We start from the raw sequence: 26,566 nt of genomic DNA, 5'->3' as shown, positions 1-26,566 counted from the left end.
ATTGCCATAAACTAGCTATTGCAAGATATGTGTGAACAGACTTCATACAGTTTCCGGGTAGATGATGTCTTTTTTGGTAGAAGAAGGTAACTGAGTCACCATGAACGTAATCCCCTTTTACACAAGTGGCATAGTTAATTTTAGCTTAATAGTTCAATAGTCCAATTTTCTAATATTGTGCTACTAAATTATGGGATTGTACTTTGCATATTGATTCGCAAAGATAGATTTCCCTATTTAAAATATTTTAAATTTTCTCTAGCCTTACCAAATATGATTCATTACAGTACTTCTTTAGATTCTCCGGATACTCTGCTGAATTCCAGACAATTAAAACCTTTAAATAATCATTACATTCATATTTTTATAGTTTGTTTATCATAAAGCTAATATATTTTTATCTGATGGCAAAAAATAAATTTGGTGACTATCTACCATTTTGCTGAATTTAGCTCCTGTACTTGTATTGACTACACTTTTTGAGTTTTTCCATCAGCTTTAATTTATAAAACTCAGATATAGTGCTGGCGAAATGTTTACTGACATATAAAACCAAAACAAGTTTTGAGTGCGTGTGGCTCAATTACATGGTGCAAACGTTATCTAGAGTAAGTTTCCTACCTTTTACTGAGGCTATTTTTATCACTGAGTCTTGATATATACTTTTTGGCTTTTGATTTTTCCAGAGTAAGTATATATCTAAATTCAGGTTTTAGTCCTAAAAAAGCTATCAGTTAAGCAATTTTATACGTATATTAAGGATAGATTTGCTACTGATGGGTTGGAGCCAATACTTCTAAATGCAAAATATGCTGTACTGTTAAACTAGCCAAATTATTGCAAGTGAAAAAAGTAAAGTTGACTTTTGGATACTGTTTACAGGCACCAATTCAGATATTTTACTATTGGGCAATAGATTCGTTTGGTATTTCTTAGTTAGGTGTAGTTATGTTAGCAACATCTTATCAGAGATTGACTCTTTTAGTGTTAGGGGTAAAGAATCTCTGTACTAACTGAAATGTGACCGCTATATTTAGCTGAATAGCATCGCCAAAATATTTGGCTGTGAATAACGCCTAGGTTATTCACTAATTTGACTTGCCGATATGTACTTATATTTAAAGATATTCCTATGAAAACCCTGCCTATTAGTAGATATAGATTCTTTCAAAAAATCCAGCCGTTATCTCTGTTGAAAAAAATCACCAGTAAATCTGTGACTGGTTGTTTACAGGTTTTTAGCACATCTGGTGCTTGGTCAATATATATAGATGAGGGTAAGTTAATTTATGCGTGCTACTCCGAAAAGATGTTTGAGCCGCTTTACAGAAATTTGGAACGCTTGAGTGAGCAAATTTCTACTCTACCTTGTGGTATTGATGCTCAACTTAGGGCAATATTTGAAACTGGCGCTGGTAGTCAAGCCATCCCTAACCCAGATTATTTAGCGATTTGCTGGTTAGTTAATCAAAAGTATATTAGTCCAATAGAAGCAGCCATACTCATAGAACAACTGGCCTTAGAAGTTCTAGACTCATTTTTGAACTTAGAAGAGGGTAGTTATGAATTCATCCCCGAAAGCTTTTTGGATGATATGCCTAAATTCTGCCATCTTAATCTCCGCTTATTAGTCGAACGATGTCAAAAGCGGGGAAGAGATGGGGTTTATCAAGATAGTTCCCAATATACAGAAAGTAGTACATCTGGGGTTAATTATCAAGGGTTGCGATCGTCATTTTTGCACACCAAACCAAAACCTCAACCTAAACCTGAACCCCAATTACCCAAAATTAACCGCTATCCATCACAGCCTGCTAACCCTGGCCATCATAATTACCAAGCAAACTCTTCTCCATCGACAGAAAAAAAAGTCTACACAATATTTTGTATTGATAATAGCCCTGCTTTATTAAATGTCATTAAAAATTCTTTAGATGAGCAAATATTTTCGGTTGTGGGAGTTACAGATTCTTTAAAAGCTTTAATGGAAGTTCTTCGGACTAAACCAGACATTATCTTATTAAACGTGGATATGCCTGAATTAGATGGCTATGAGTTATGCACTTTGTTAAGAAAACACGCCTATTTTAAAAACACACCCATAATTATGGTGACGGAAAAAGTCAGTCTTATCGATAGAGCAAAAGCTAAAATAGTCAGAGCTTCTGGCTATTTAACAAAACCTTTTACCCAAGGAGATTTAATGAAAATTATATTTCAACATATTATGTAATTTCCGACTTAGTTAGAATAAAGCAACTAAATTATTTTCCGGGAGATTCAGAATTGAGTATTACTTGGGTGGGTACAATTCTGATTGTGGAAGATGCTCTCAGTGAACTAGAAATAGTCACTCATGATTTGGGAGTTCAGGGTTATAAAATTATTCAAGCTAAAACTGCAAAAGAGGCTTTAGAAATTGCTTTAGAAGAAAAGCCCGATGCAATTATTACTAATGTATTTATGCCAGGGATGAGTGGTTTTGAATTGTGTCGCTTCCTCAAAAGTCATCCCAGCCAAGCGAAAGTACCGATTTTAATTTGTAGTGCTAAAAATCAGATGAGTCATCTTGTGCGGGGTAGAAAGCAAGGTGCAGATGCTTATTTAACTCAGCCTTACACAGCAGCAGAATTACTGAGTGCGATTCAATCCGTTAAGAGATAGATTGCGGCGATCGCCACTTTGTAATTAAAATGCTATCGAAATGAGTTACTGATACCGTTAGCGAAATATTACTTAACAAACAATCTAGAATCTAATTCTGTATCCAATACTGCCATATATACCTGACTTCTTAAAGAAGTCAGGTATCTTGTTGTTAATGAATGATTTAGAACTGTTACATACACGAGATTAATCTCGTAGAGTTTAGCCCAAATTTTTTAAGGCTTAACAGACAAACTCAGATTAATTAACTCGTCGTCAAATTTACAATTGTAATTACCAGCAGCAGCAAAAGCTGTGGCTACATTTAACACTTTTTCTTGCAAGATATCCGGCAATTCTTCACCTGCATAATCAGCAATATGTGCCATTTTTAACATATTGTAGTTAATAGTATCATGAGGTAATTTTAGCTGGTCAAAATCTGGCGTTAAATCATATTCGCCATCCTCTAATATGTGCTGATCTCCAGAATGATAATGGACATCAAACCAATCCCGTGGTATTCCTCTGCCATTTGGAGAAAACAGTATTTGAGCCGCTGGAGAGTCAATGACACATTCTGAAATACTTACAGCGATAAACTCAACAGCTAACATCCCAATTAAGGCGTTTCGCATATCAGTTTCTTTATTAATTAAGGTATCCATTGTCATGATTGGTTCTGCCCGCTCAAGCTGCGCTATGAGTTTAGCTCCTTCTGGAGAAAGTTTGCCTGTATTGGAATCAACCATTATTCCTACAGAAGCCATTAACTTCTTCCAATAATCTAAATGGCTACCTTCTTCAAAACCATAATCTTTAGCAATACCAGATATTCCATATTGTAGAGAAGCTAAGATTTTTTCTCGTTCTTTCCCTGTATAGTTGAAGACTAAAAGCAAATTGCGACTAGAATTGTTGTCAGAAAAACGATTCAAGAATTTTCTGACGTTTTTAATCACAGTGCGAGGAAAAGTTTTAACTATTCCCCAATAAATTGCTGAATATGTTACTAGAGAAAAATAATCACCTGCACACATCCCTTGTACTACATGAGAACCAGCCATAATTTGTTTAACTCTATGAGAGAGTTGGACTAACTCATCAGGCATCTCGGTTAGCAATCCCAACTCATCAACAAGAATTTTACCTTGTTGCAATTCTTCCAATTTAATCAAGGGTGTATTCATGATGGTTTTATCTCTACAAGTAGGTGTGTTGATTCTGACCAAAGTGAACAATTAGCAGAAAAGTTGGGAGGCTGTTTCAAAAGAATTTGCCTGTAATTATCAGCATTTTGTCTTCCTCTCATCCCCAATATCGACCCTATTTAGGTATGTTTATAGAGTATGAATAGGCACGCAGAGTCTGACCAGAAGTTGCTATATACGACAACAGCAGATGATTGCAGCAGTTCTTCCCAGGGAAATCCTAAGACTGCACTGCCTTAACACAGCTATTGATATTCAACAAACTGGCTTCTCTTTTGCGGGAGGATTTGAGAGAATCTAAGACTTGTTGCTAATAGTCAAGAAGGCTTTAAAAACATCCTCTTTAGAGGATTCAGTACCTATACTCACTACCCTGAAATGCTTCAAAGTATCATTTTTTAGGGGTAATTTAGAGTAATCTTTTAGGGTTCATTACAACATCAAAAAGTTTTCAGATATCTTCTAAGAGTAAGGTTAATTCAATCGAAACTAGTAAGTAGTATAACTTAGCTTTTTTGTATTCTAAATAAATTATTAACGAGTAAGATCATGCGGATTTCTCGAAAATAATAAAAGAGCGATTGAAATAACATGCTATAATGCTGCTTTTTATACACAACCTCTAACTTTTATTAACACATTACTGTCAGTGGTAATACATAAATTAAATATCCATCAGTAGTATGTAGGTTTATGTAAAATCCTGATGTAATGTCAATCAAATCAACTATTTTTCCGTAAATTTCGATTGAAAAAGCTACTTTTATGATTCTTAGTCTTTAATTAGTTTTTAAAATTGTAGTATTATTAAAAAGCCTATGTAAATTTAAACTGATTTAAATTTGTGTATTTACTTAAGTAAGAAACATTTTAAAGATAATAGATATTACTGATATGTTCTTTCGATTAACTTTAAATTTTTTCTTTAATCTTTAACGAAACTATATTTATTTTCTAGTATGTTAAGTTAACTGCTGATGTCAATTTTTACAGCAGAAATAAAGGGGGTAAAAATAGTCATCATCAGTGATAATGACTTGCTTTTGAGAAGTAGATCACTTTTGAGCGATATTTTGAGACGCATTATTATCAAGACGAAATCGTATAAGCAATATTTAGCGTGCAGTTTAGGATTTAGATACTTTGTAATATGCTTTTAATAATGGTGTTGAACGCTTGACGAACGGGAAAACCAGCCATAATTGTTATGAGTAGACCAACCAATAGCAAAACACAAATATCAATAACTACACTTAGTCTGGAAAACAATGCTTGATAGTAAATCCATAAGATCAAACCTATAAGCGCTGAGAGGTAAAATCTCGTTTCTTGAAACCAAGCGGATTGAGATGAAGATACTGACTCTTTCTGAGGTTCAGATTCAACAGGTAGGTGATTGATTGTTTGTATTTAAATGAAAAGATGAATGTTCTGGACGACAACCAGATAATATACCGTGCAGATTCACTACAGAACCAATAACCGCGATCGCGGGGGCATCAAATTTTGTTTGCTCAACTTGCTCTACAATTGTGCCTAACTGACCAATTAATTCTTCTTGATCGGGTCTTGTACCCCAACGCACTAAAGCAATTGGTGTTTCTAAACTTAAACCCGCCGCTGCTAACTCTTCAATAATGTGCGATAGATTGTGAACACCCATGTAAATTACAATTGTCTCTGAACCGTGGGCGATCGCTTGCCAATTGACTTTCGGTCTATACTTGCCAGCAGACTCATGTCCAGTGACAAAAGTTACTGAAGAACTATGCAAGCGATGAGTTAAAGGTATACCTGCATAGGCTGGAGCCGCAATTCCCGATGTGATTCCTGGTACAACTTCTACAGGAATACCAACTTTGACTAAATCTGTCATTTCTTCGCCACCGCGACCAAAGATAAACGGGTCGCCGCCTTTGAGTCGCACAACTATGGCATGATCTTGCGCTTTATCAATTAATAATTGCGTGGTTTCATCTTGTAATAACGAATGTCTCCCCATGCGCTTACCAGCGTTGATTTGTTCTGCTTGGGGATTAATCATTGCTAAAATTGCCGGACTCACCAACGCATCATAAATCACGACATCGGCACATTCTAATAAACCTTTGCCTTTGAGAGTCATGAGGCCGGGGTCTCCCGGCCCTGCACCTACTAAATAAACTTTTCCCAAATTCTTCTGCTCTTTTTTTTCTGTGCAGTTCATTCGTTCATCAAATCCCAAATCAAATCAGCTAACTCTGCACTTGCTCCCAAAGGTTGAGCTAATTGGAAAGTCACAGCAGGGAATTTTAATTTTAGCGTTTCTGTTTGTTGGGCGATCGCATCGGTTATGCCACCTGCGAATAAAAAATATGGCAAAATCGCAATTTTTTCTTTACCAGCAGCTACCAGATGTTCTGCTTGTGTTTCTAAACTAGGAGGTACAGACCAATAAGCAGCTATTGCACCTATATTTGCTGCTATAGTTTCCACTGGCTGTTGAAATCCTGGACGACGACTACCATGAGCAATTAAAATCCATGCCTGGGTTGTGATATCAGCCATTTGTTGGGATAACAACTGTGTCAAACCAGGGTTGCTACCTAAATATGAAAGCAATTCCAGGCTGATATCTTCTCCTACAGTTTGTTGTGCTAGTGCTACTTCTTCAGGGATTTCTTGCATAACATGGACTCCCGGTAACAGAAATAGCGGAATAATTTTGAGATTGTTACATCCAGCCACAACCGCACTATAAGCAAACTCTTTGATTTGGATGTGCAGAGGTTCAGGACGTGTTTCTAAATAAGCCAAGCCTACTAGTTTTTTGCCTGATGCGTAACTTTGCTGCTTTCTATCTATCAACTCTGTCAATTGCTGCAAAGCAATTTCTGGACGTGGGTCAAGGCTTCCATGAGATACCAGCAGATATGCAGATGACATTGGTAAAAGTGTAACTCTTGCTAACTAAGCTTAATCTTAGATGGAAGAGTTGGTGAAGATTATTGCTCTTCGGCGCTGTAAGTATAAAAATTATGAAAAGCTCCCACCGTTTCAAACTTGTACCCAGGTAGCCAAGCACCAAGAGTTAAATCTGTGCGATACACACTAAACAACAAAAAGTCTTGTCTTTCCGTCGTCTTAGCCAGCAATTCTCGCATCTGAGGATTAGTGGAATCTACTAGTTTGCCACAGTTAGAGTTAAGTAAACTTTCAATCAGCTTAGATGTTTTTTTACACACATCATTTTTTAAATATTGTGTCAGTCGGTGTACTGCATACTCTTCATATTCATCGGAAGTGGGATTGGTTTTAGACATTGCTACGCCAACTATAGCTATGCTGGTAGCGATCGCCAATGCCATTATGGTCAAAAGCTTGATATTTCTCACTGTCATCTTCTGATAGTCATTAGTGTTCCTGGACTATACATTAGTAAAGTCCGTTCCTTGAAAAAAATGCTTGCTCAATCACTAAATAGATGCTATGTTTAGTAAGCGATAAATGAATGGCGAGCGTAGCCAAGTGGTTAAGGCAGTGGTTTGTGGTACCACCATTCGTGGGTTCAATTCCCATCGTTCGCCCTAGTTAATATAAATTACTAACATCAACGGTGTAAACCGGAATAGCTAAATGTGATTTTGGCAATTCCGGTTAAACCTTTGTAAACACTTTAATTTTAATAAATAACCACTTGTAAAGGTTGTCATTAGTATTGGCAAATAACAGCCTCAATCACACAACATAAACGCACAAAAGCATATCCAATCTTGCTTAAGTTAGAAATATAGCAATTCCCAAGCAAATGAAATACACCCAACCAGAGTTGGAAACGCTACATAACATTAAAAAGGGAAGCAAATTGATTTTTTTGCTTCCCAATAAATTTCTTATTTGCAAAAATCACTATTAGAAAATTCCTAAAAGAAAGATAAAAGTCATCCCACAGAATAGGATGAATGAGATAATCAAGATATTGCCAATGCTGTGGTCGGTTGTTGGGAATTTATGCGAATGGTCTTGCATATACACCGTCCCTGATTGAATCATTATGTGCTGCAATTATAGCTAGGACAAATCTGAATTAATTTAACTAATATCAAAAGTTGATTTTATTTGATTTAAGTTCAAACTTATTGTCAGTTTTAAGATAAAAATATTAACTTTTCTTACCGATTTGCTCGGCAATATTTAGTCTATTGATAAAAGTTAATCTTGAATAGATTGCTAGTGTAGTTAATTGTCAAAAAATGTATAGGCGATGACTAGTATGCTGACTAAACATACGTATTAATTTTGTAGCCGTAACCAAAGTAGTTAGGACATTGGTAAACGATAAAACTTAGACACCAAAAGACTTTTAACTCTGTCACCTGTCATCTGTCCGCTGCTAGAAATTAGCTTTTTTTAAGTCATTAACCAAGATGAAAATGATCGGCATCCATCAAGAGATAGCTTTTAGATAAAAATTGCCATCTTTGATAATTCAGGTATTGAAAGCATTAGATAAACTGAATCATCCTGAAGTTAGGAAAATTGTCCACCTTTAGTTAGAGGGAATAATACTGAGTTATCGCTACTTTAAGTAAAGAAGAACACGAATGAAGCCCGTAAACTTGGAAACACAGATAGAAATAGTTTATCTGTGTTTATTTGTGTTTGTACCTATTGATTTCGAGGTGAATATGTCTGAATTGATCCAAGCAGTCCTAGAGAGTGAAGAAAAAAATGATTTACGTGCCTTTCTTAGTCAACTACGCCAACAAGACAAAAATTACTTGCTGCGGAATGACATATTGTATGTATATAGTGAATATTGCTCGAAAACTGAAAAGCCCGAAAAGTTATACACTTTTTCACTCTTAGGGAAACTCCTCTACTACACTCAAGAAATCATTCAAGAAGACTCCACTTTTTGTTTTATTATCCGTCCTCAGATTGCTAGTCAAGAAGTTTATCGGTTGACAGCAGACTTGAGTGTAGAAGCAATGACAGTACAAGAACTGCTGGATCTGCGCGATCGCCTCGTCAACAAATTCCACCCCAACGAAGGCGACTTGCTAGAATTAGACTTCGGCCCTTTTTACGACTACACACCAGTCATCCGCGACCCCAAAAATATCGGTAAGGGCGTACAATATCTTAACCGTTATCTTTCTAGCAAACTCTTCCAAGACCCCAAACAATGGCTAGAAAGCTTATTTAGTTTCTTACGCCTGCATCAATATAATGGCATTCAACTACTAATTAATAATCGGATTCAATCACAGCAACAACTATCGCAACAAGTTAAAAAAGCCATCGCTTTTGTTAACGAACGCCCTAGTGATGAACTCTACGATGAATTCCGCTTTCAATTGCAAACATTGGGTTTTGAACCAGGTTGGGGAAACACCGCGCAAAGGGTAGAAGAAACTTTAAACATATTAGACGAATTAATTGATTCACCCGGCCCCCAAACTCTAGAAGCATTTATTTCCCGTGTTCCGATGATTTTTAGAATCGTCTTGGTTTCCGCACACGGTTGGTTTGGACAAGAGGGAGTATTAGGAAGACCCGATACAGGTGGTCAGGTTGTTTACGTTCTCGACCAAGCTAGAAATTTAGAAAAGCAACTACAAGAAGATGTCTTACTTGCTGGTTTAGACGGGCTGAATGTTCAACCAAAAGTGATTATCCTCACCCGCTTGATTCCGAATAGCGATGGTACACTATGTAACCAAAGACTCGAAAAAGTTCACGGTACAGATAATGCGTGGATTTTGCGTGTACCATTGCGGGACTTTAATCCCAAGATGACACAAAATTGGATTTCTCGATTTGAGTTTTGGCCTTATTTAGAAACCTTCGCCATTGACTCAGAAAGAGAACTGTTAGCTGAATTCCACGGTAAACCCGACTTAATTGTGGGTAACTATACTGATGGAAACCTAGTCGCCTTTCTCTTGGCGCGAAGGATGAAAGTTACCCAGTGTAATATCGCCCATGCTTTAGAAAAATCCAAATACTTGTTTAGTAATCTTTATTGGCAAGATTTAGATGAGAAATATCATTTCTCATTACAATTTACTGCTGACTTGATCGCCATGAATGCTGCTAACTTTGTCGTCAGTAGCACTTACCAAGAAATTGTTGGTACACCTGATAGTGTGGGACAATATGAGTCCTATAAATGCTTCACCATGCCTGAGTTGTATCATGTGGTGAATGGTATTGAATTATTTAGCCCTAAATTTAATGTTGTTCCGCCTGGGGTGAACGAAAATTATTACTTTCCCTATACGCGAACGCAAGAACGGGTAGAAAGCGATCGCTTGCGCTTGGACGAAATGTTATTTACCTTAGAAGACTCTAGTCAAATTTTTGGTAAACTTGATGACCGCAACAAGCGCCCGATATTTTCAATGGCGCGTCTCGACCGCATTAAAAACTTGACTGGTTTAGCCGAATGTTTTGGTCAAAGCAAAGATTTGCAAGAGCATTGTAACTTAATTTTAGTCGCAGGTAAGTTACGCACCGAAGAATCAGATGATAATGAAGAACGCGATGAAATTGTCAAACTTTACCACATTATTGATGAATACAATTTACATGGCAAAATTCGCTGGTTAGGTGTGCGCCTGTCCAAAAGTGACTCTGGCGAAATCTATCGCGTGATTGCTGACCGTAAAGGTGTTTTTGTCCAACCAGCTTTATTTGAAGCCTTTGGTTTAACAATTTTAGAATCCATGATTTCTGGATTACCTAATTTTGCCACTCAATTTGGGGGGCCTTTAGAAATTATTCAAGATAGAGTTAACGGATTTTACATTAACCCCACTAATTTAACAGAAACAGCCACAAAAATATTAGATTTTGTGACTAAATGCGAACAAAATCCTGAGTATTGGGAATCAATTTCTCAGAAAGCAATTGACCGAGTTTACACTACATACACTTGGAAAATTCACACTACAAAGCTGTTATCTTTAGCCAGAATTTACGGCTTCTGGAACTTTACATCTAAAGAAAACCGTGAGGATTTATTACGCTATCTAGAAAGTTTGTTCTATTTAATCTACAAACCCAGAGCGCAACAACTTCTAGAGCAGCATAAATATCGGTAATTGATCAATAGTCAATAGTAAAAACCATTGACTATTGACTATTAATTATCTTGTCAAATACAACCAAGTTCTCGGCCCAACGATCCCATCTGTGGTTAAATTGCGGCGGCTTTGAAAGGCTTTCACAGCGCTTTCTGTCACCGCCCCATAAACTCCATCGACGCGCATAGCATAGCCGTTAGCGATAAGTAGCTTTTGCAAAACTCTCACAGCTAAACCGGAATTACCAAAACGTAGATTAGGGACAGTTCGTCCAGAAAATCTTGAAGCCCTGGCTAACAGAATTTCTTCATCATTAAGCCGTTGAGCTATCAGGCGTTGTGAACGTGGAAACTTGACATTTACAGGCTGAAAATTCTTAAATTCAGATAAACTATATAAATCTTTAGTAGGTTTTTTCTCTGCTTTTTTGACTAGAATTTTTTCAGGCTCAGAATTAAAAGCTACGAGAGTAGCTTGAGGCTTTTCTTTGAGCTGCGTGAATTCAGATGGCGTGATATTTGTATCTTGATCAAATTGAGATGACTGCCCTGGTGTTGTTGTCTGCACGCCATTGTCTAGCTGAATTACAGGCTGCTGGGTTACATGAGACGGAGATGGTTGTTTTGCAATTAACATACCCGTCATCAGCAGGACAATATCACTCATTGTTTTTGATGTTATTAACACCCATATTTCCTTTGACAGAAAAATTTTCGTGATTCCGGAATGGTGTGTCCTAAAAATAAAAAAATATAATAATTTTGTGTGACGAGAAACAGAAGCGATCGCCAAGCAATGCTTAATCATGCCTTATACAATCGACAATCACTCGTTTGCTGTTTTTATGTCCCTGCTTTCCTTGAAAATAATAAACTCTAGATAATAAAAAAAATATTCTATCTTAAGCAGTATCTCTAACGGTTAATAAGATTTGAATAAGAAAATAACTTGAATGTTTTAGACTTGATGAAGATACAAAATTCTGGTTACATAGCAAACAAAGTACCAAATTAACTCTACCGATAAACAGAAGCGATCGCTGTATAAAAGTAACAAGCGATCGCTATCTGATAATTGTCACTATCCAATGCTAGAGATAACAGGATGGAAGTAAAAAGCAAAGCCTAAAACGGTATATGCAGCTAACAGCAAAATGCCTTCCAACCAATTAGATTTACCATCAGAACTAATACTGTTAGCAATTAATACCGACACAGCCACAGCTACCAATTCAAAGGGATTAAAATCTAAATCCATTGGTTTACCAAGTACCCACCCGGCTATTACTAACACCGGAGCGACAAATAAGGCAATCTGCATACTGGAACCTACCGCCACAGATACAGAAAGATCCATCTTATCTTTCATCGCTACGGTAACAGCAGTGGCGTGTTCTGCGGCATTACCCACAATCGGAACTAAAATTACACCTGTAAACAATGCTGTCAAACCAAGCTGAGATGTAGCGACTTCTAAAGAATCCACTAACATTTCTGATTCGAGGGCGACTAGTAAGGTACATACCAACAACACCCCAGTCCACAACAAAATATTTGGTTTTTCGTGGGAATCTTCCTTATCTTCCGCCTCAGCAACACCCACATCATATAGATAGGCGTGGGTTTTCATGGAAAACAGCAGCGTCAAGGCGTAGACCAAAATTAACACCACTGCCACAGCCAGAGAAAGATTTTGCAGAGTTTGTTCATCAATACCTTGGGAAGTATAGTTCATGGCCGTGGGGAGCAAAATGGCAATCACCGCCAAATTCATCGAAGCAGCATTCACCCGCGCCACAATGGGCTGAAATGTTTGTTCTTTGTGGCGTAGCCCTCCCAAAAACATCGAAAGACCCATCACCAGCAATAAGTTACTGACAATCGAGCCTGTGATACTGGCTTTAACTACATTTACCAGTCCAGCGTTCAAAGCTATTAAAGCAATGATCAATTCTGTCGCATTCCCAAAGGTGGCGTTTAATAATCCGCCCAGGGTTGGGCCTACTACCACCGCAATTTCTTCAGTAGCTGTCCCCATCCAAGCCGCTAAAGGCAAAATAGCTAAACCAGCGGCGACAAATACGATTAAATCTCCCCATTCGAGAAAATGCGCCGCTAATGAAACTGGAATAAATAGCAACAGCACGAAAAAAACAATGTTTTTAGCTGACATTTGGTTACTTTAGTTAAAGTTATCCTAGAAAAACGCTGAATGAAGTATGGGGAAGATGAGAAAGTTAAGGGAATTAGGGTTTGGGGTTTAGGATGTCAGGGTTTTAAACACACACATTCTCCCAATTTGAAAAGTCTCATTGTATATAGCAGTTTCCCATTGTATGATGTACACCCTAATTAACTAGACTCTAACCTCAACGAAATAGAGACGCGATCAGTCTTGAATTATTCTTCCCAATTTTGCTTATCTGTCTCATCCTCCGCAGTACTCATAACTCAGCACTTCAATAGGATACTCTCAACCATCAGTTAACCCATTGAGAGAATTTACTAAACTCAGCCCTATGGATAAAAATTAGTTTTGTCAGATTATGTAAATTAAAATTGCGTTTTCTAGATTTTTTGCAATCTTTTGTAGCAAAAATATCAGTTTAGTAGTAGCAAACTACACAAGAAATCGAGTTTAATAGATTAAAAGACGATGAAATTTTTATTGGCATTGGAACTGCCAAAGTAAAAACCTTAATAAAGGTGTTGTTAGATGGCTGAGAATTTAGTGATACTTGAGAAACAGCCATCAGATAACGCAGATTTCCCACTCTAGTCAGACTGCTTTCTCAGGAATTAGACTGTATCCTAGACACATAGTTTTAGTCTATACCGGATTTTGTCGGCAACCCTGTGTAGATCAGGTTGGAATACAACGCTAAAAGCGTTGCTACAAGTTTTTTGTTTTGGATAAATATACATACATGACTTCTGCTGCTGAATTGCCAGGAAGCTCTGGTACTACGTCTACTCATCATCCTACTGCCCAAAATACTCACCATAATGATCCCCTGAGAACATCTACTGGTGTGTATGTCACAGTGCATGGTCATTTTTATCAACCACCGCGCGAAAACCCTTATCTAGACGCAATTGAGCGTCAACCTAGTGCTGCACCTTTCCATGATTGGAATGAGCGCATTCACTATGAATGCTATCGTCCTAATGCCTTTGCTAGAATCGTGAACGATCAGGGCGAAGTCATGGGGATCGTGAATAATTACGAGTATCTCAGCTTTAACATTGGCCCTACCTTGATGTCGTGGCTAGAACGCTACGATGTGGAGGTTTATCAACGAATTTTAGAGGCAGATGCCAAAAGCGCTAAACGTTTGCAAGGTCATGGTAATGCGATCGCGCAAGTATATAATCACATCATCATGCCTCTGGCTAACGAACGCGATAAATACACGCAAATTCGCTGGGGCAAAGAAGACTTCAAATCCCGCTTTGGCCGCGATCCCGAAGGTATTTGGTTAGCAGAAACAGGTGTAGACTACGCAACCATAGAAGCTTTAATTGCTGAAGGTATTCGTTTCATTATCTTGGCACCATCGCAAGCACAACGTTGCCGTCCTTTACCAAACAAAAATGATCCCCAGCCAGAATGGTATGAAGTTGGTGGTAGTCAGATTGATCCCACCCGTCCTTATCGTTGCTATTTGAAGCCGACTTTAAATAATCTGGCTTCACCGCTGAGTATGATCTCTGCCACAGAGAGTATTGACGCATCCGTAGAAGGACTACCTTATATTGATATTTTCTTCTACGATGGCCCGATATCGCGGGATATGGGTTTTACAGATGTTACCTACAGTTCCAATTACTTGGCTGGACGTATTGGTTCAGCGGTGCGTGGGGATCATCGGCCAGCCCAATTGATTTCTGTCGCCACCGATGGGGAAACTTTTGGACATCATAAAAAAGGTACCGAAAAAACCTTAGCTTACGCCTTTACCCAAGAATTCCCGCGTCATGATTGGACAGTCACAAACTTTGCCCACTACCTCAGCTTAAATCCTCCCACCTGGGAAGTAGAACTCAAGCCCATCACGGCTTGGAGTTGCGCTCACGGTGTCGATAGATGGCAAGATGACTGTGGTTGTGGTGGTGAAGGTGGTGTTTGGCATCAAAAATGGCGGCGGCCTTTACGCAATGCCTTAAATTGGCTGCGGGATCAATTAGTTGAAGTGTATGAAGAATATGGCCAGCACTTCTTCAAAGATCCCTGGTTAGCCAGAGATGAATATATCAAAGTTATCCGCGATCGCTCTTCTACCAATGTCAGCCGCTTCCTGTCCCGTCATCAAACGCACAAACTCACCGCCGCCGAACAAGTAGATGCTTTGCGTTTATTGGAAATGCAGCGTCACGCCTTGTTAATGTTCACCAGTTGCGGCTGGTTTTTTGAAGAACTATCTCGCCCCGAAGGAACTCAGATTCTCCGTTACGCCTCCCGTGCGTTAGAACTGGCGGGAGATGTGGCTGGTGTGCAATTAGAAAAAGGTTTCGTCAAACGCCTGGGTTTAGCACCCAGCAATGTAGACTTTTTCAAGCATGGTGGCGAAATTTATCGTCAGTTGGTACTAACGGCTCAAGTTAGCTTCAAGCAAGTTGCTTCCCACTATGCGATTACTTCACTGTTTAATAATCACAGACCAGCAGAAACTTGCAATTTCCCAGGACTAGATACTTCGAGTTCTCTGCATCATCCTTGCCAAAAGCGAGTTTATTGCTACACCAGCAATGAGTTAGACTACCAACGGCAAAGTATGGGGGCGCTAACTTTGGTTGTTGGACATTTAAAGTTAGTTTCCGAAATTACTTGGGAAAGTGAACATTTAGTATTTGCCGTGTTGCATTTAGGCGGTTGGGATTTTCACTGCTGCATTCAACAATTTACTGGGCGACGTGATTACAGCCAATTTAAAGAAAAATTGTTTACCGCATTCCAACAAGCCAGCGCAGCCCACACCATTTTGGTGATGACACAGTTATTTGGCAATGAAACCTTCAGCTTACAGAATCTCTTTGCCGAAGAACGTCATCGAATTATGCGGTTAATTAATCAAGAAACATTGAACCGATTAGACCAACTATATACTCAGACATACCGAGAAAATTACGGCGTACTCATGGCATTCCATCGGGATGAACTAGAAGTACCCCAAGAATTGCAAGTAGCAGCAGAGATTGCTTTAGGATATCGCTGTATGACCACATTGCGATCGCTAGAGCAAGATATCGCTGAACCACAATCTTGTTGGAATCACATTGTAGAACTAAACGCGATCGCCACAGAAGCTAAACATCTGCATTGTCGCTTAAATATTCCTGAAGGTAAGCAAATTTTAGAGCAATTGATTTTGCGATCGCTCTGGCAATTATTACACGATGCCAACGGTAGTTTTACTACAGATATCCAATTGTTAGAAAGATTGATTGATGTCGGATATCAACTCAACTTGGGTATTTCTCTCTATCGTTCCCAAGAACTCTATTTCAGTTGTCTGCACAGTCAGATAGCACCTGCTTGTATGACCAGCCTGATTAATCAAGAAGATACTAATCAGTGTCGACAGTTGTTGAAATTGGGTCAAAAATTAGGTGTTGATGTCAATGCAATTTTAAGACAGTTGGATTAGGTACTGCCGAGAAATGTTGCATTGTCCATCAATATATTCCGATCCCCAATTTATCAAAGAAGTTGGGGATTTTTTTGTTCACCCATTATGTCGCATTGAGCGAGATTTCACCTGCACTAGAAAAATGATCGCTCCTATTAGCCTAAATTTAGAGGAGCGATCGCTGCACAAACAAAAGTGGAACATTCGCAATTATCTACTGAGTAGCAATCTTATTTAATATACTTAGGATAGATTTACTATATATCATTAGGCTGATATGGCCATCTTCAATGAGTTGTCAGAATTCTTGGGTAGATTGTGATTTTTGATTGATGCAGTAATACTTGACTGAAAGCACACCGTTGACTTATGACTATTGACCAATACAACTATTAACAAATTATTTATGACTCGGATTATCGGTTTAATTAGTGGCACATCAGTAGATGGCATTGACGCGGCTTTAGTAGATATTTCTGGTACAGATTTAGATCTAAATGTGGAGTTGTTAGCAGGACAAACATATCCTTATCCGGCTGAACTCAGAGAAAGTATTTTAGCTGTCTGTGCCGGTAAAGCCATCTCAATGGCAGAATTTGCCGAATTAGATGATGCGATCGCCTTGAATTTCGCTCAAGCTGCTGAGAATATTCAAACAGGTCATCAGCCAGCCACTTTAATCGGTTCCCACGGACAAACAGTCTTCCATCGACCACCAATCAAAACAGGAGAACAGAACTCCTGTTTAGGTTATACTCTGCAACTTGGACGTGGTGATTTGATCGCTAGTATCACCGGAATTACCACTATCAGTAATTTTCGTGTGGCTGATATTGCTATTGGTGGTCATGGCGCACCACTGGTACCCAGAGTTGATGCTTATTTACTTAGTCATCCAGAAGAAGGACGTTGCATTCAAAATCTTGGCGGGATTGGTAATGTAGCTTATATCCCACCTCGCCGCGATAATTGGTTGGAAAAAATGCGTGGTTGGGATACTGGCCCAGGAAATAGCCTGTTAGATTTAGCTGTGGAGCATTTAACCAATGGGACAAAAACCTATGATGAAGATGGTAAATGGGCGGCGACTGGTACTGCTTGCCAATTTTTAGTTGACCAATGGTTACAGCAAGATTATTTTCATTTACCACCACCCAAATCTACAGGACGGGAATTATTTGGTGTAGATTACTTAAATCAATGTTTAAAAGATGCCGGGCCATACCAACTCAGCCCAGCCGACTTTCTTGCAACCTTAACAGAACTGACAGCGGCTTCTATTGTTCACAGTTACCAAACGTTTTTGCCACAAATGCCAGAACGCATCTTTTTATGTGGTGGTGGTAGTCGCAATTTGTATTTAAAACAAAGAATACAATCATTATTAAAAACAATCCCCGTCTTAACTACCGATGAAATCGGCTTGAGTGCAAATTTTAAAGAAGCGATCGCATTTGCAGTTTTAGCCTACTGGCGACAGCTAGGTATCCCCGGCAACCTGCCATCAGCAACAGGCGCACCCCATGAAGTGCTACTCGGCGAAATTCACCCAGCTGAAAATAAGTTTTGATGACTTAAGCACCTGACATTTTCAGGTTTCAAATATATCTTTGAGTCGTAAGGGTACTCGATCAAGACAAGGAACTGAGAAGGTGGGTCACACTTTTCTAATGGAACCAGGACGCTGGATATTACAAGGCAATTGGCTAGAACGCAATGGGATGCCAATCAGCGTAAAGGGTATGACCTTAGTTGCTTGGAATCGAGATAACTGGTTCACAATGGCCACAAAGCTGATTTTTCCCGGCAGCGATCGCTCGGAAATCTCTTTACAATACAAAGGGCGTTTGCATGAAGGCGAACGCCAGTATACTTTCTTGCTTCAGCATAATCTTTTCGGGCAAATAGAAGGCGAAGGCTGGATTGGTCTAGATACAATTGTCCAGCGCTATTGGGTACTGAGCGATCGCCAACGTCGCAGTGGCTTTGAAACAATCTATCGTCTCTCCAATGACACTTACTATTTAAGTTGTGGTGTTATGTCAGGTCATTCTTTAACTAGCACAATGGAAGCCAGCTTAGAACGTCAACCGCTGAAATAGTGCTGAGTACAACCCCAGAGTTAAAACTAGGGGATTGAAGCCAGGACGAGCGATTGTAAATCAATAGAAACCATAGATAATTATTTAGTTAAATTTGGGCAGACTAAAAATACATCAACATCAGAGTGCGGAATGTTAGCAAACTTCAGGATGAATCTACCATTCCGTAGGTTTGAATTGCCATCTTTCAGCAATTGTCAACAGTGATTTATCTAGAAACAGATTCTAGATAAATCAAAAAATGCCAGTTTTAACGTACTTATTTTCCTACACACTTACAATCAATCTGCTTTTGGAGTCGAATGTTTTATGTCAGACCCCAACATTGGACGCTTACTCGGCAAACGCTATCAGCTTCAAGAATTAATTGGTACTGGAGCAATGGGTCGAGTTTATCGTGCTAAAGATATTTTGTTGGGAGGAGTACCTGTTGCTGTCAAGTTTCTCGCCCTCTCGATTCAAAATGAAAAAATGCGGTTACAAGAACGCTTTGAGCGAGAAGCGAAAACCTGTGCTTTGCTAGGGCAAAAAAGCATTCACATTGTGCGAGTCATGGACTATGGCGTAGATGAAAATAATACGCCCTTTTACGTGATGGAATATCTTCAAGGACATAGCCTGAGTCAGATTATTCGTCAGCACTATCTAGCTTTACCCAGATTCTTGAGTATGGTGCGTCAAATCGGACTCGGTTTACAGTGCGCCCATGATGGTATACCAGTTGATGGCACTGTTTATCCCATCATTCATCGTGATATTAAACCCAGTAATATGCTGGTAATTCAGGACTCCAGCTTTGGGGAATTAATCAAAATTCTGGATTTTGGCATTGCTAAGTTACTCCAAGCCAATAGCGACCAGACAAAATTTTATTTAGGAACTTTGGCTTATTCTTCTCCCGAACAGATGGAGGGTAAGGAATTAGACAATCGGTCGGATATTTACAGTTTAGGTGTGATGATGTTTGAGATGCTGACTGGCAAGATGCCGTTATTAGCACCTACTCATTCCTTTGGCGCATGGTATAAAACCCATCACAGTCTCGAACCACGCTCCTTTACTGAAGTTAATCCTGGGGTGCAAATTCCCAAAGAAGTACAAAATTTAGTGATGAGTTGTTTAGCTAAAGCACCAAGCGATCGCCCTCAGAAGGTGAGTGAAATCTTAAAGGCGCTAGAATCTATTGAACAGAATTATCGCTCACCCATAGTTCAACCAAGTAACCCAACACCTAAACCTGTGGCTACTCGTAGCTTAACCATTCCCGTTGAGCAGCAGCCAAAGACAAAAGTTGATGTCCAGGTGTTGTCTTCACATGATGAAATCCTACGTTCTGCTGCTTGGCCAGACAATAAGCCAATTGCTGATATTGTGTTTCCCCAGACGATGCGCGTTAATAATGAGGTTTTACCAACTCTCTGGGTGATGCTACCACAGCGGGAAATTCTTAAAAGGTTTGCCTGCGATCGTTATAATCAATTCCTATTTCTGCCTGCGCCTCACCCTATGGCACTATGGATTACGGTTATCTACAATCGCAAACACGGTGTTAAGTGGTTGCCTTACTATCTGGATCTCAAGACTAGTTTCGGGCAAGAAGTAGCTAGATTATTAGCAAAAACTGGTTACTATCGGTTGTTATTCTTTGCGCGGGAAGCACCCAGTCGCTGTTCTCATATCCTACTTTCTAGTATCGCTACGGCTCAACGCCAAAACCTAGAACAGTGGGCAGAAGAAAGTAAAGTCTCAGCTTCATCTGTAGATCCGCAACTTGGTAAAAATGTACTAAAAAGTGAGTACGAAAAAATTAAACCCCAAATCTTGTCTAAATTAGAAGCAATGGCTACAGACGTTCCCCTCGATCTTTCGAGCTAGAATGTGGCTGATTGCAAAGTGTAAACTTTTATAACAATAAATCTATATTCGGTTGTAAGCCTTACGTTATAGCAAATATAATGATTAGCGATGGCAAGTGTTCAACTGTGATTAATTGGATCTACGCAAATCGTGTTATGTATCCAATACAGCACATAAATTAGTTTACTTAAATAGCCATAACTACAATGTTTTGGCTAGTTATGATTGCTAATTTATCCCCTACAATACAAATTTAGTCTTAACAAATATGTGCAGCCTTTATTTTGGCTAGGCATAGAGTTAGATTAAAAACAATCAATTTACAATTCTTGAACTAAAGTTGACGCCCCAGCATCCCCAGCTCCTTTCCTTCTTGGAACCGAGCAAGAGAAGGAGGTCGCCACTAAGACACAAAAGAACTCTATGCCAGAGTGGAACCAGAATCTAAGCCCCACTGATGCTTGAGTAACTCTTGATAAGTAGCCTCCCGCACAACCATTTGCTCATAGAGCTTGACTAAAAAGTCTTTAGCTTGGTCATGGCTCATATTTTGCACTTGGGTAGCGAATGAACGGATACTGAATTGTTGTTCCAAAGATAATTCAATTGGTTGGTTCATAGTAAACTCCGAAAACAACGCGTAAAAGAGAGATTTAGGGGGAAAATCCTACAAAGGATTGATATGGGACTAACAGTAGCTCTACATTTGTTCCTACGTATTAAGAAAGATAACAATTGTTTGACTGTTTGCCCACACTCTTTGGGATAAACTTTGGGTGTCTTTAACAGCTTTTGCCTAAACCTACTGGTATACAACTCAAGTATGCTCAGGCAAATTCCGGGAAATTTCACAAATAGTGAAATTAAATACCTCACTTTAACCATGCAGAGTTGAAGCTTCTCTGGCAGGGAGAAACTTATAGAAGCAAGGGGAAGTGAAAGGTATTAAACCTGAATTATATGCGCCCTACCGTATTATCTGCAAGATGTCAATTCAACAAATTATATAAACTCAGCCTCCAACAGCTAAATTTTGGAAGTTAAAAGTATTTTTATCAAGTTGTAAAGAATAAAAATGCTCAGGCTGAACAAATTGCTAAGTATATTTACTAAAAAATTTCCAAAGTCAAAATTCCAAAGTCAAAAGTAACTTATACCCAGCCGAGAACAGGGAATAAGGAGATTTCCTTATTCCCTGTTCTCGGCTGTGGCCAGTGACTCTTGACTGTTTTGTAGTTCAACCTTGTAATTCTACAATGACGACTGTGATGTTATCGTGTCCTCCTTGCTCTTTAGCCGCTTCAATCAAGGAGACAGAGGCTTTCTCTAGCAAGGGAATGTTTTGTAGACAGTCAGCAATCTTTTCATCTACCAGTTCTTCGGTGAGACCATCACTGCATAATAGCAAGCGATCGCCTGCTGTAACATCCAGTGGTTGCACATCAAATTGATGGAGGTCTTCTCGACCCAAACAACGCGATAAAACATGGCGGAAGGGGTGAATTCGGGCTTCGTCGGAAGTGATGTCACCAATTTTGATTGCTCTTGCTACCCAGGTATGGTCTTCCGTGATTTGGGTGAGTTGTGCATCTCGCAAGCGATACAATCTAGAGTCGCCAATGTGAGCGCACCAAGGAGATTCTGCTTGGCGAAAAAGTACTACAACCACAGTAGTACCCATATCAGCGCGTTCTGGATGGTTTTGCTGATCTAGTAAAATTGCCTCATTAGCTTGCCACAAAGCTTTTTCGAGCAATTCTGGGTCTGATTCCCCAGAATTCCAGTTGGCTACTAAATGGGCTTGAATTTCTCGTGTTGCAATGTGGCTTGCTTCTTCACCGCCAGCGTGACCACCCATCCCATCAGCAACGATAAAAAATCGCCCTTCAGGGTCAACATAATAAGCATCTTGGTTACTAGAACGAATAAGTCCCGGATCACTAAAACCCGTGAATTTCAATTTCATAATTTTTTAAGGCAATAATTAATACATACGTTCATATCGATCGAGGCGAATAAGTAAGCGGATCAGGATTACTGAGACTGCTGCTGCAATCAAACCAGCCAGCAGTGCCAACCATACATAATGATTCACCAATAAAATGGTTGCTGACAGAGTAAATCCACTGATTATCAAAGCGTAGCTAATTCCTAGTTGAATATTGCCCTGTCGCCGCAGCAGGCGTTCTGATTCTATAGAACGCACCCGCACGCGCATATCACCACGCTCTAATTTTTCCAGTGTATCTTCTAGCCTACGTGGTAGCCCAAATGCTGTCGTACTCACCTGTACTGCTTGACGACTTAATTCATTGAGGAAGCTATTACTGTCAGCGCCATTCATATTTGTCATAAGCTGCATTGCATAAGGTTGGGCAACTTCCATAAAATTAAATTCTGGATCTAAGCCCTTACCTACCCCTTCTAGGGTGGAAAAAGCTCGCATCACAAAAGTGAAAGTTGCGGGAAATCTAAATGGCTGATTATAAGCTATTTCGTATAGATCATCACTAATTGCTGCTACTGATTGGGCTTCAAACGGCTTATCCATAAAATGATCCAGCATATACTGGACAGAACGCCGTACTGGCCCCATATCATCAACTGGTGCGATCGCTCCTAAATTAACCAGTGATTCTACCACGCGATCGCCATCTTTTTGAGCAATCCCAAACAAAGTTTCCATCAATCCTTCTCGGACATTGGACTTAATTCGCCCCATCATGCCGAAGTCATAGAAGATCAACCCACCACCATCTGCACTGACAGCAATATTTCCTGGATGGGGGTCAGCATGGAAAAAGCCATTATTCAGCAGTTGGTGTAAATAAGCTTGAGCGCCTTGACGCGCAATTAACTTACGGTCTAAACCCGCAGCTTCTAACGCTTCATATTGACTAATTTTAATCCCCGGAAGATATTCTAAAGTTAGAACCCGTGGCGAAGTGTAACGCCAATAGATTCTTGGCACTTTCACCCAGTCATAACCACGAAAGTTGCGACGAAATGTATCAGCGTTACGACCTTCACTGAGATAATCGATTTCTTCCCAAAGAATGCGACAACATTCTTCGTAAATCCCCATCCAATCTCGTCCCTTACCCCATTTGGGATGGTTTTGGAAGTAACGAGCAATTCCTTTGAGAATTTGTAAATCTATTTCAAATAACTTCTTTAGTCCGGGACGCTGTACTTTGACTACAATAGCTTCCCCACTGTGCAGCACACCTTTATGCACCTGTCCTAGACTCGCAGCCGCTAGAGGAATAGGTTCAAAACTTTGGAAAAGTTCAGGAATTTTTTTTCCCAGTTCTTGCTCGATAATCGTTTCTACTTGCTCATAGCTAAACGCTGGAACTTTATCTTGCAGCTTCGATAACTCTTCAACATATTCACTAGGGAATATGTCAGCACGAGTCGAAAACAATTGCCCAACTTTAATAAAAGTCGGCCCTAAATTTAGTAGGGTGTTACGAACCCAAATGGCTTGGGCTTTGCGCCTTGCTGCTTGTTTTGCTTCCGTTACACCACCTGGATAACTCCAAGACTTGTTGTAACGCCACAATTTGAACATAAAGGTCAACACAAAAGACCAAATGTCTACAAAGCGGCGTTTGCTAGAGTAGTTTTCACGATTCCAACGGTATGCTTTGTCTGAATAACTCTGTTCCATATCTTTTGCGTACCGTTGGTTTGTCACTGAATCAACTGGAAGATAAGACACTCTGATTCCTAAACTGTGTTTGATAAAGGTGTCATTTGTTAGTTGTCATTTGTCATACCATGCGGGAAGTCGCTAACGCGTCTATGTCATTTGTGATGACTATTGACTATTGACTAAATAACTATTGACTATACAGAACTGCTGCGATAGCGCTGTAATTCATTACGCAATAGAGCAATTTCGGCTCGTAGCTCATCAATATTTGCTTGCAAATCAACAGGATCTTGCCCAGAAGCAGTTGTTTGACCAACATTAGCTGCTTCTGATGCCCGATTTGCTCGTTGTGTGACTTCTTCTGTAAACTGACGCAGTTGCTCTCTGGCTTCGGCATCAAACTTACCTAATTCACTCAACGCATCGGTCAAAGCAACTTCTAGGCGCTCATTAATGACTTCAGCTACTGCTCTGCCTACGAAAAAGGCTTGTAAAAGAGGGTTACTCATAAATTTTTGTTACGCTCGTCCGCAAGAAAATTATAACTTGCTCGTATGCGTTGCTGCTTCTATCTGAGAGTTCGGAGTTAATTGTACAAGTTAAAGTTATAAACTTTACTATTTTTATTTATAACTATATAAATATATATCCATTAAAGCAATTAACTAATAACTCATATATTAAGAAAATCTAAAAATATTAGGTTATTTTCCCTAAAAGCTCCCCTAATGTGCTGATTTCTTTAGAAAAAAATGGCATTTAAAAAAGATAAACTACTGAATTTTATTTAAGGTTTAAAAAATCTAGCGACTAAAAGATTATAGTAAAAAATATTCAATAATAACGATTTTTAAAATTGGCATATTTCTCTAGAATAATTATGTCTATTAGTTTTTGTCGATTGCCAAAAAGTCCAGTCTGTAAATTAGCCTTAATTTTTGTGGCGCTTAGTTTAACTATTAGTAGCTGTACACCTGAAAAAAGAGCCATACTCAGAGCAACGGCGGAAAACTTTCGGAATCAAGCATTTGAAGCTATTACGTCATATAGAGAAATTAATCAACTGCAACTGAGAGACTCAACTGGAGATGATCTAGAGCAAATGATCGATGAATTACTTAATAATCCGATTATTGAAAATAATAGTGATGATGGTAGTATTAATTTTCAACAGTTAGATTTAATTATTTTAGGTGAGAAAAAGCAGCCATCAGAGCTTGATACAGCATTAGATAATTTACAAGCAGAATATGATCAGGCTGTGGAGATATTTACAAATCTAGAAACAGTTGATTATGGAAGTAGTCGGATAGTAGCGCAAACTGCTCAACCTGCAAGGTGTTTAACAGTAAAAATGCTCCGCCTTGCTCAACTCTTGCAAAAAAATCCGCCAAAGCCGAAGAATCCTGAAAGAGCAGAAATTGGGCTAGAGTTAATTAAGCTGCGTCAAGAATATAGACAAGCAAATATATCTGAAACTGAGAAGCAAAAAATTGAAAAGCAAGTAGGTTTATTAATTAATAAATGGCGCAGTTTAGATATAGAAGAAAAAGAAATAATCGAAGCTGCGATCGCTAAATTTATAGTAGCAGCAGATAAAGGACAAAGACTATCAAAACTGATTGATGAATATCCTCGTCTTAGCTTTAATGTGATAGCGGCTAGAATTACCCAAATTTTAAGTTTAACTACAAATATTACTGGAAATAATTACAGTTCATTGACAGGTAGAATCAACATTGTTGAGCAAGAGATAAAATCAGATAGAACTCTGAGTAGTTTTTTTATAGATGTTGTCAATGGGCAATCAAAGCCAGATCAATCTCAACTTAAATGCCAAATTTAAAAAAGTAATTTTTATGGATAATCAACCTGTTAATAACATAGTATCAGCGGTAGGTAATAAAACAATCGATGGTTTAACGACAATCATCGCTCAGTTGCAAACAGAGCCGAGAGATAGTATTGATTTAACGAAATTACAAAAAACCGAAGATGAATTAGAAGATATATTACTCATACTGCAATTTGAATTGAAGCAAGCTAAAGATAAAAGTAATTGGGATTTAGTGAATACATTAAGACCAGCAATTCATGAATGCAAATACACAATAGATAGTGTGAGAGCCGCAATTATTAATAAAATTGTGATCGGGGTAAATTCCGAAAATGTCCAAGAAATGCAAAAAATATTAGCAAATATCGATGAAGCACGCAAAACCCAGATGCAGATTAATGTAGCAATTGGTTTGTTTAGCTTTTTGCGTAAGCTATTATCTGGGCGAATTTTGCTTTAGAAAAATTTGGCTATGTAGTTGATATAGCAATTCCCAAGCAGATGAAATACACCCCACCCGCGCTGTCGCGCACCCTCCCCTTGCCAAGGGCAGGGT

General features: G+C 38.9%; 19 protein-coding genes and 1 tRNA gene. 10 read left to right on the top strand and 10 right to left on the bottom strand.

What is annotated here, in order from left to right:
* The first annotated feature begins 1,132 nt into the window (after nucleotides 1-1,132).
* Together IQ244_RS23815 and IQ244_RS23810 are read left to right on the top strand one after the other, a co-directional pair.
* Entirely contained in the window at nucleotides 1,133-2,233 is a 1,101-nt protein-coding gene (locus IQ244_RS23815) for a response regulator (RefSeq protein ID WP_193898576.1), read from the top strand.
* A gap of 53 nt (nucleotides 2,234-2,286) precedes the next feature.
* Nucleotides 2,287-2,664, top strand: a complete 378-nt coding sequence (locus tag IQ244_RS23810; RefSeq protein WP_193898573.1) for a response regulator — start codon at nucleotides 2,287-2,289, stop codon at nucleotides 2,662-2,664.
* 218 nt (nucleotides 2,665-2,882) lie between these two features.
* On the opposite strand, the gene IQ244_RS23805 is transcribed toward IQ244_RS23810, so the two are convergent.
* From IQ244_RS23805 to IQ244_RS23790, 4 genes are all read right to left on the bottom strand, one after another.
* Nucleotides 2,883-3,836 carry a hypothetical protein gene (locus IQ244_RS23805; RefSeq protein ID WP_193898571.1) on the bottom strand — a complete coding sequence of 318 codons (954 nt, stop codon included), beginning with the start codon at nucleotides 3,834-3,836 and terminating at the stop codon, nucleotides 2,883-2,885.
* 1,402 nt (nucleotides 3,837-5,238) lie between these two features.
* Complete coding sequence (gene cobA / locus IQ244_RS23800; protein WP_193898569.1) at nucleotides 5,239-6,063, bottom strand: uroporphyrinogen-III C-methyltransferase; 825 nt, start codon at nucleotides 6,061-6,063, stop codon at nucleotides 5,239-5,241.
* A complete protein-coding gene (locus IQ244_RS23795; RefSeq protein ID WP_193898567.1) occupies nucleotides 6,060-6,782 on the bottom strand; it encodes a sirohydrochlorin chelatase in 723 nt (240 codons plus the stop codon). Before IQ244_RS23795 ends, cobA begins: the two co-directional genes overlap by 4 nt.
* Before the next feature lie 59 nt (nucleotides 6,783-6,841).
* Nucleotides 6,842-7,222, bottom strand: coding sequence for a DUF4359 domain-containing protein (locus IQ244_RS23790; protein WP_193898637.1), 381 nt, complete (start codon nucleotides 7,220-7,222; stop codon nucleotides 6,842-6,844).
* 128 nt (nucleotides 7,223-7,350) lie between these two features.
* Here IQ244_RS23790 and IQ244_RS23785 point away from each other — a divergent pair.
* Nucleotides 7,351-7,423, top strand: a tRNA-His gene (locus IQ244_RS23785).
* Between the two features lie 1,101 nt (nucleotides 7,424-8,524).
* Nucleotides 8,525-10,945, top strand: a complete 2,421-nt coding sequence (locus tag IQ244_RS23780) for a sucrose synthase (protein WP_193898635.1) — start codon at nucleotides 8,525-8,527, stop codon at nucleotides 10,943-10,945.
* A 45-nt stretch (nucleotides 10,946-10,990) separates the two neighbouring features.
* On the opposite strand, the gene IQ244_RS23775 is transcribed toward IQ244_RS23780, so the two are convergent.
* Nucleotides 10,991-11,593, bottom strand: a complete 603-nt coding sequence (locus IQ244_RS23775; RefSeq protein WP_228059115.1) for a peptidoglycan-binding domain-containing protein — start codon at nucleotides 11,591-11,593, stop codon at nucleotides 10,991-10,993.
* Between the two features lie 414 nt (nucleotides 11,594-12,007).
* Nucleotides 12,008-13,099: a calcium/proton exchanger gene (gene cax, locus IQ244_RS23770; RefSeq protein WP_193898563.1), complete on the bottom strand. Its 1,092-nt coding sequence runs from the start codon at nucleotides 13,097-13,099 to the stop codon at nucleotides 12,008-12,010.
* Nucleotides 13,100-13,853: 754 nt separating this feature from the next.
* Here cax and IQ244_RS23765 point away from each other — a divergent pair.
* The 4 genes from IQ244_RS23765 to IQ244_RS23750 all read left to right on the top strand — a co-directional run bounded on the left by IQ244_RS23765 (nucleotide 13,854) and on the right by IQ244_RS23750 (nucleotide 20,533).
* The gene (locus tag IQ244_RS23765) at nucleotides 13,854-16,574 is read left to right on the top strand and encodes a DUF3536 domain-containing protein (protein WP_193898562.1); all 2,721 of its coding nucleotides are present in this window, start codon (nucleotides 13,854-13,856) and stop codon (nucleotides 16,572-16,574) included.
* Between the two features lie 388 nt (nucleotides 16,575-16,962).
* On the top strand, nucleotides 16,963-18,126 hold the full coding sequence (locus tag IQ244_RS23760; protein ID WP_193898561.1) for an anhydro-N-acetylmuramic acid kinase: 1,164 nt from the start codon (nucleotides 16,963-16,965) through the stop codon (nucleotides 18,124-18,126).
* An 82-nt stretch (nucleotides 18,127-18,208) separates the two neighbouring features.
* The gene (locus tag IQ244_RS23755) at nucleotides 18,209-18,658 is read left to right on the top strand and encodes a hypothetical protein (RefSeq protein WP_193898560.1); all 450 of its coding nucleotides are present in this window, start codon (nucleotides 18,209-18,211) and stop codon (nucleotides 18,656-18,658) included.
* A gap of 309 nt (nucleotides 18,659-18,967) precedes the next feature.
* A complete protein-coding gene (locus tag IQ244_RS23750) occupies nucleotides 18,968-20,533 on the top strand; it encodes a serine/threonine protein kinase (protein WP_193898559.1) in 1,566 nt (521 codons plus the stop codon).
* Between the two features lie 403 nt (nucleotides 20,534-20,936).
* On the opposite strand, the gene IQ244_RS23745 is transcribed toward IQ244_RS23750, so the two are convergent.
* The 4 genes from IQ244_RS23745 to IQ244_RS23730 all read right to left on the bottom strand — a co-directional run bounded on the left by IQ244_RS23745 (nucleotide 20,937) and on the right by IQ244_RS23730 (nucleotide 24,682).
* Complete coding sequence (locus IQ244_RS23745; RefSeq protein ID WP_190684639.1) at nucleotides 20,937-21,134, bottom strand: NblA/ycf18 family protein; 198 nt, start codon at nucleotides 21,132-21,134, stop codon at nucleotides 20,937-20,939.
* 618 nt (nucleotides 21,135-21,752) lie between these two features.
* Nucleotides 21,753-22,481 carry a PP2C family protein-serine/threonine phosphatase gene (locus IQ244_RS23740; RefSeq protein ID WP_193898558.1) on the bottom strand — a complete coding sequence of 243 codons (729 nt, stop codon included), beginning with the start codon at nucleotides 22,479-22,481 and terminating at the stop codon, nucleotides 21,753-21,755.
* Nucleotides 22,482-22,499: 18 nt separating this feature from the next.
* On the bottom strand, nucleotides 22,500-24,188 hold the full coding sequence (locus IQ244_RS23735) for an ABC1 kinase family protein (protein ID WP_193898557.1): 1,689 nt from the start codon (nucleotides 24,186-24,188) through the stop codon (nucleotides 22,500-22,502).
* Between the two features lie 179 nt (nucleotides 24,189-24,367).
* Nucleotides 24,368-24,682, bottom strand: coding sequence for a DUF6825 family protein (locus IQ244_RS23730; protein ID WP_193898555.1), 315 nt, complete (start codon nucleotides 24,680-24,682; stop codon nucleotides 24,368-24,370).
* Between the two features lie 371 nt (nucleotides 24,683-25,053).
* Here IQ244_RS23730 and IQ244_RS23725 point away from each other — a divergent pair, with 371 nt between their 5' ends.
* Together IQ244_RS23725 and IQ244_RS23720 are read left to right on the top strand one after the other, a co-directional pair.
* A complete protein-coding gene (locus IQ244_RS23725) occupies nucleotides 25,054-26,019 on the top strand; it encodes a hypothetical protein (RefSeq protein ID WP_193898553.1) in 966 nt (321 codons plus the stop codon).
* Between the two features lie 13 nt (nucleotides 26,020-26,032).
* On the top strand, nucleotides 26,033-26,470 hold the full coding sequence (locus tag IQ244_RS23720) for a hypothetical protein (protein WP_193898551.1): 438 nt from the start codon (nucleotides 26,033-26,035) through the stop codon (nucleotides 26,468-26,470).
* The last annotated feature ends 96 nt before the right edge of the window (nucleotides 26,471-26,566 follow it).

The sequence above is a fragment of the Nostoc sp. LEGE 06077 genome (genome assembly GCF_015207705.1).
In the GTDB taxonomy this organism is placed as follows: domain Bacteria; phylum Cyanobacteriota; class Cyanobacteriia; order Cyanobacteriales; family Nostocaceae; genus Nostoc_B.
Note: the sequence above shows the minus strand (reverse complement) of the source record. Positions and strands in the feature narration are given on the sequence as shown.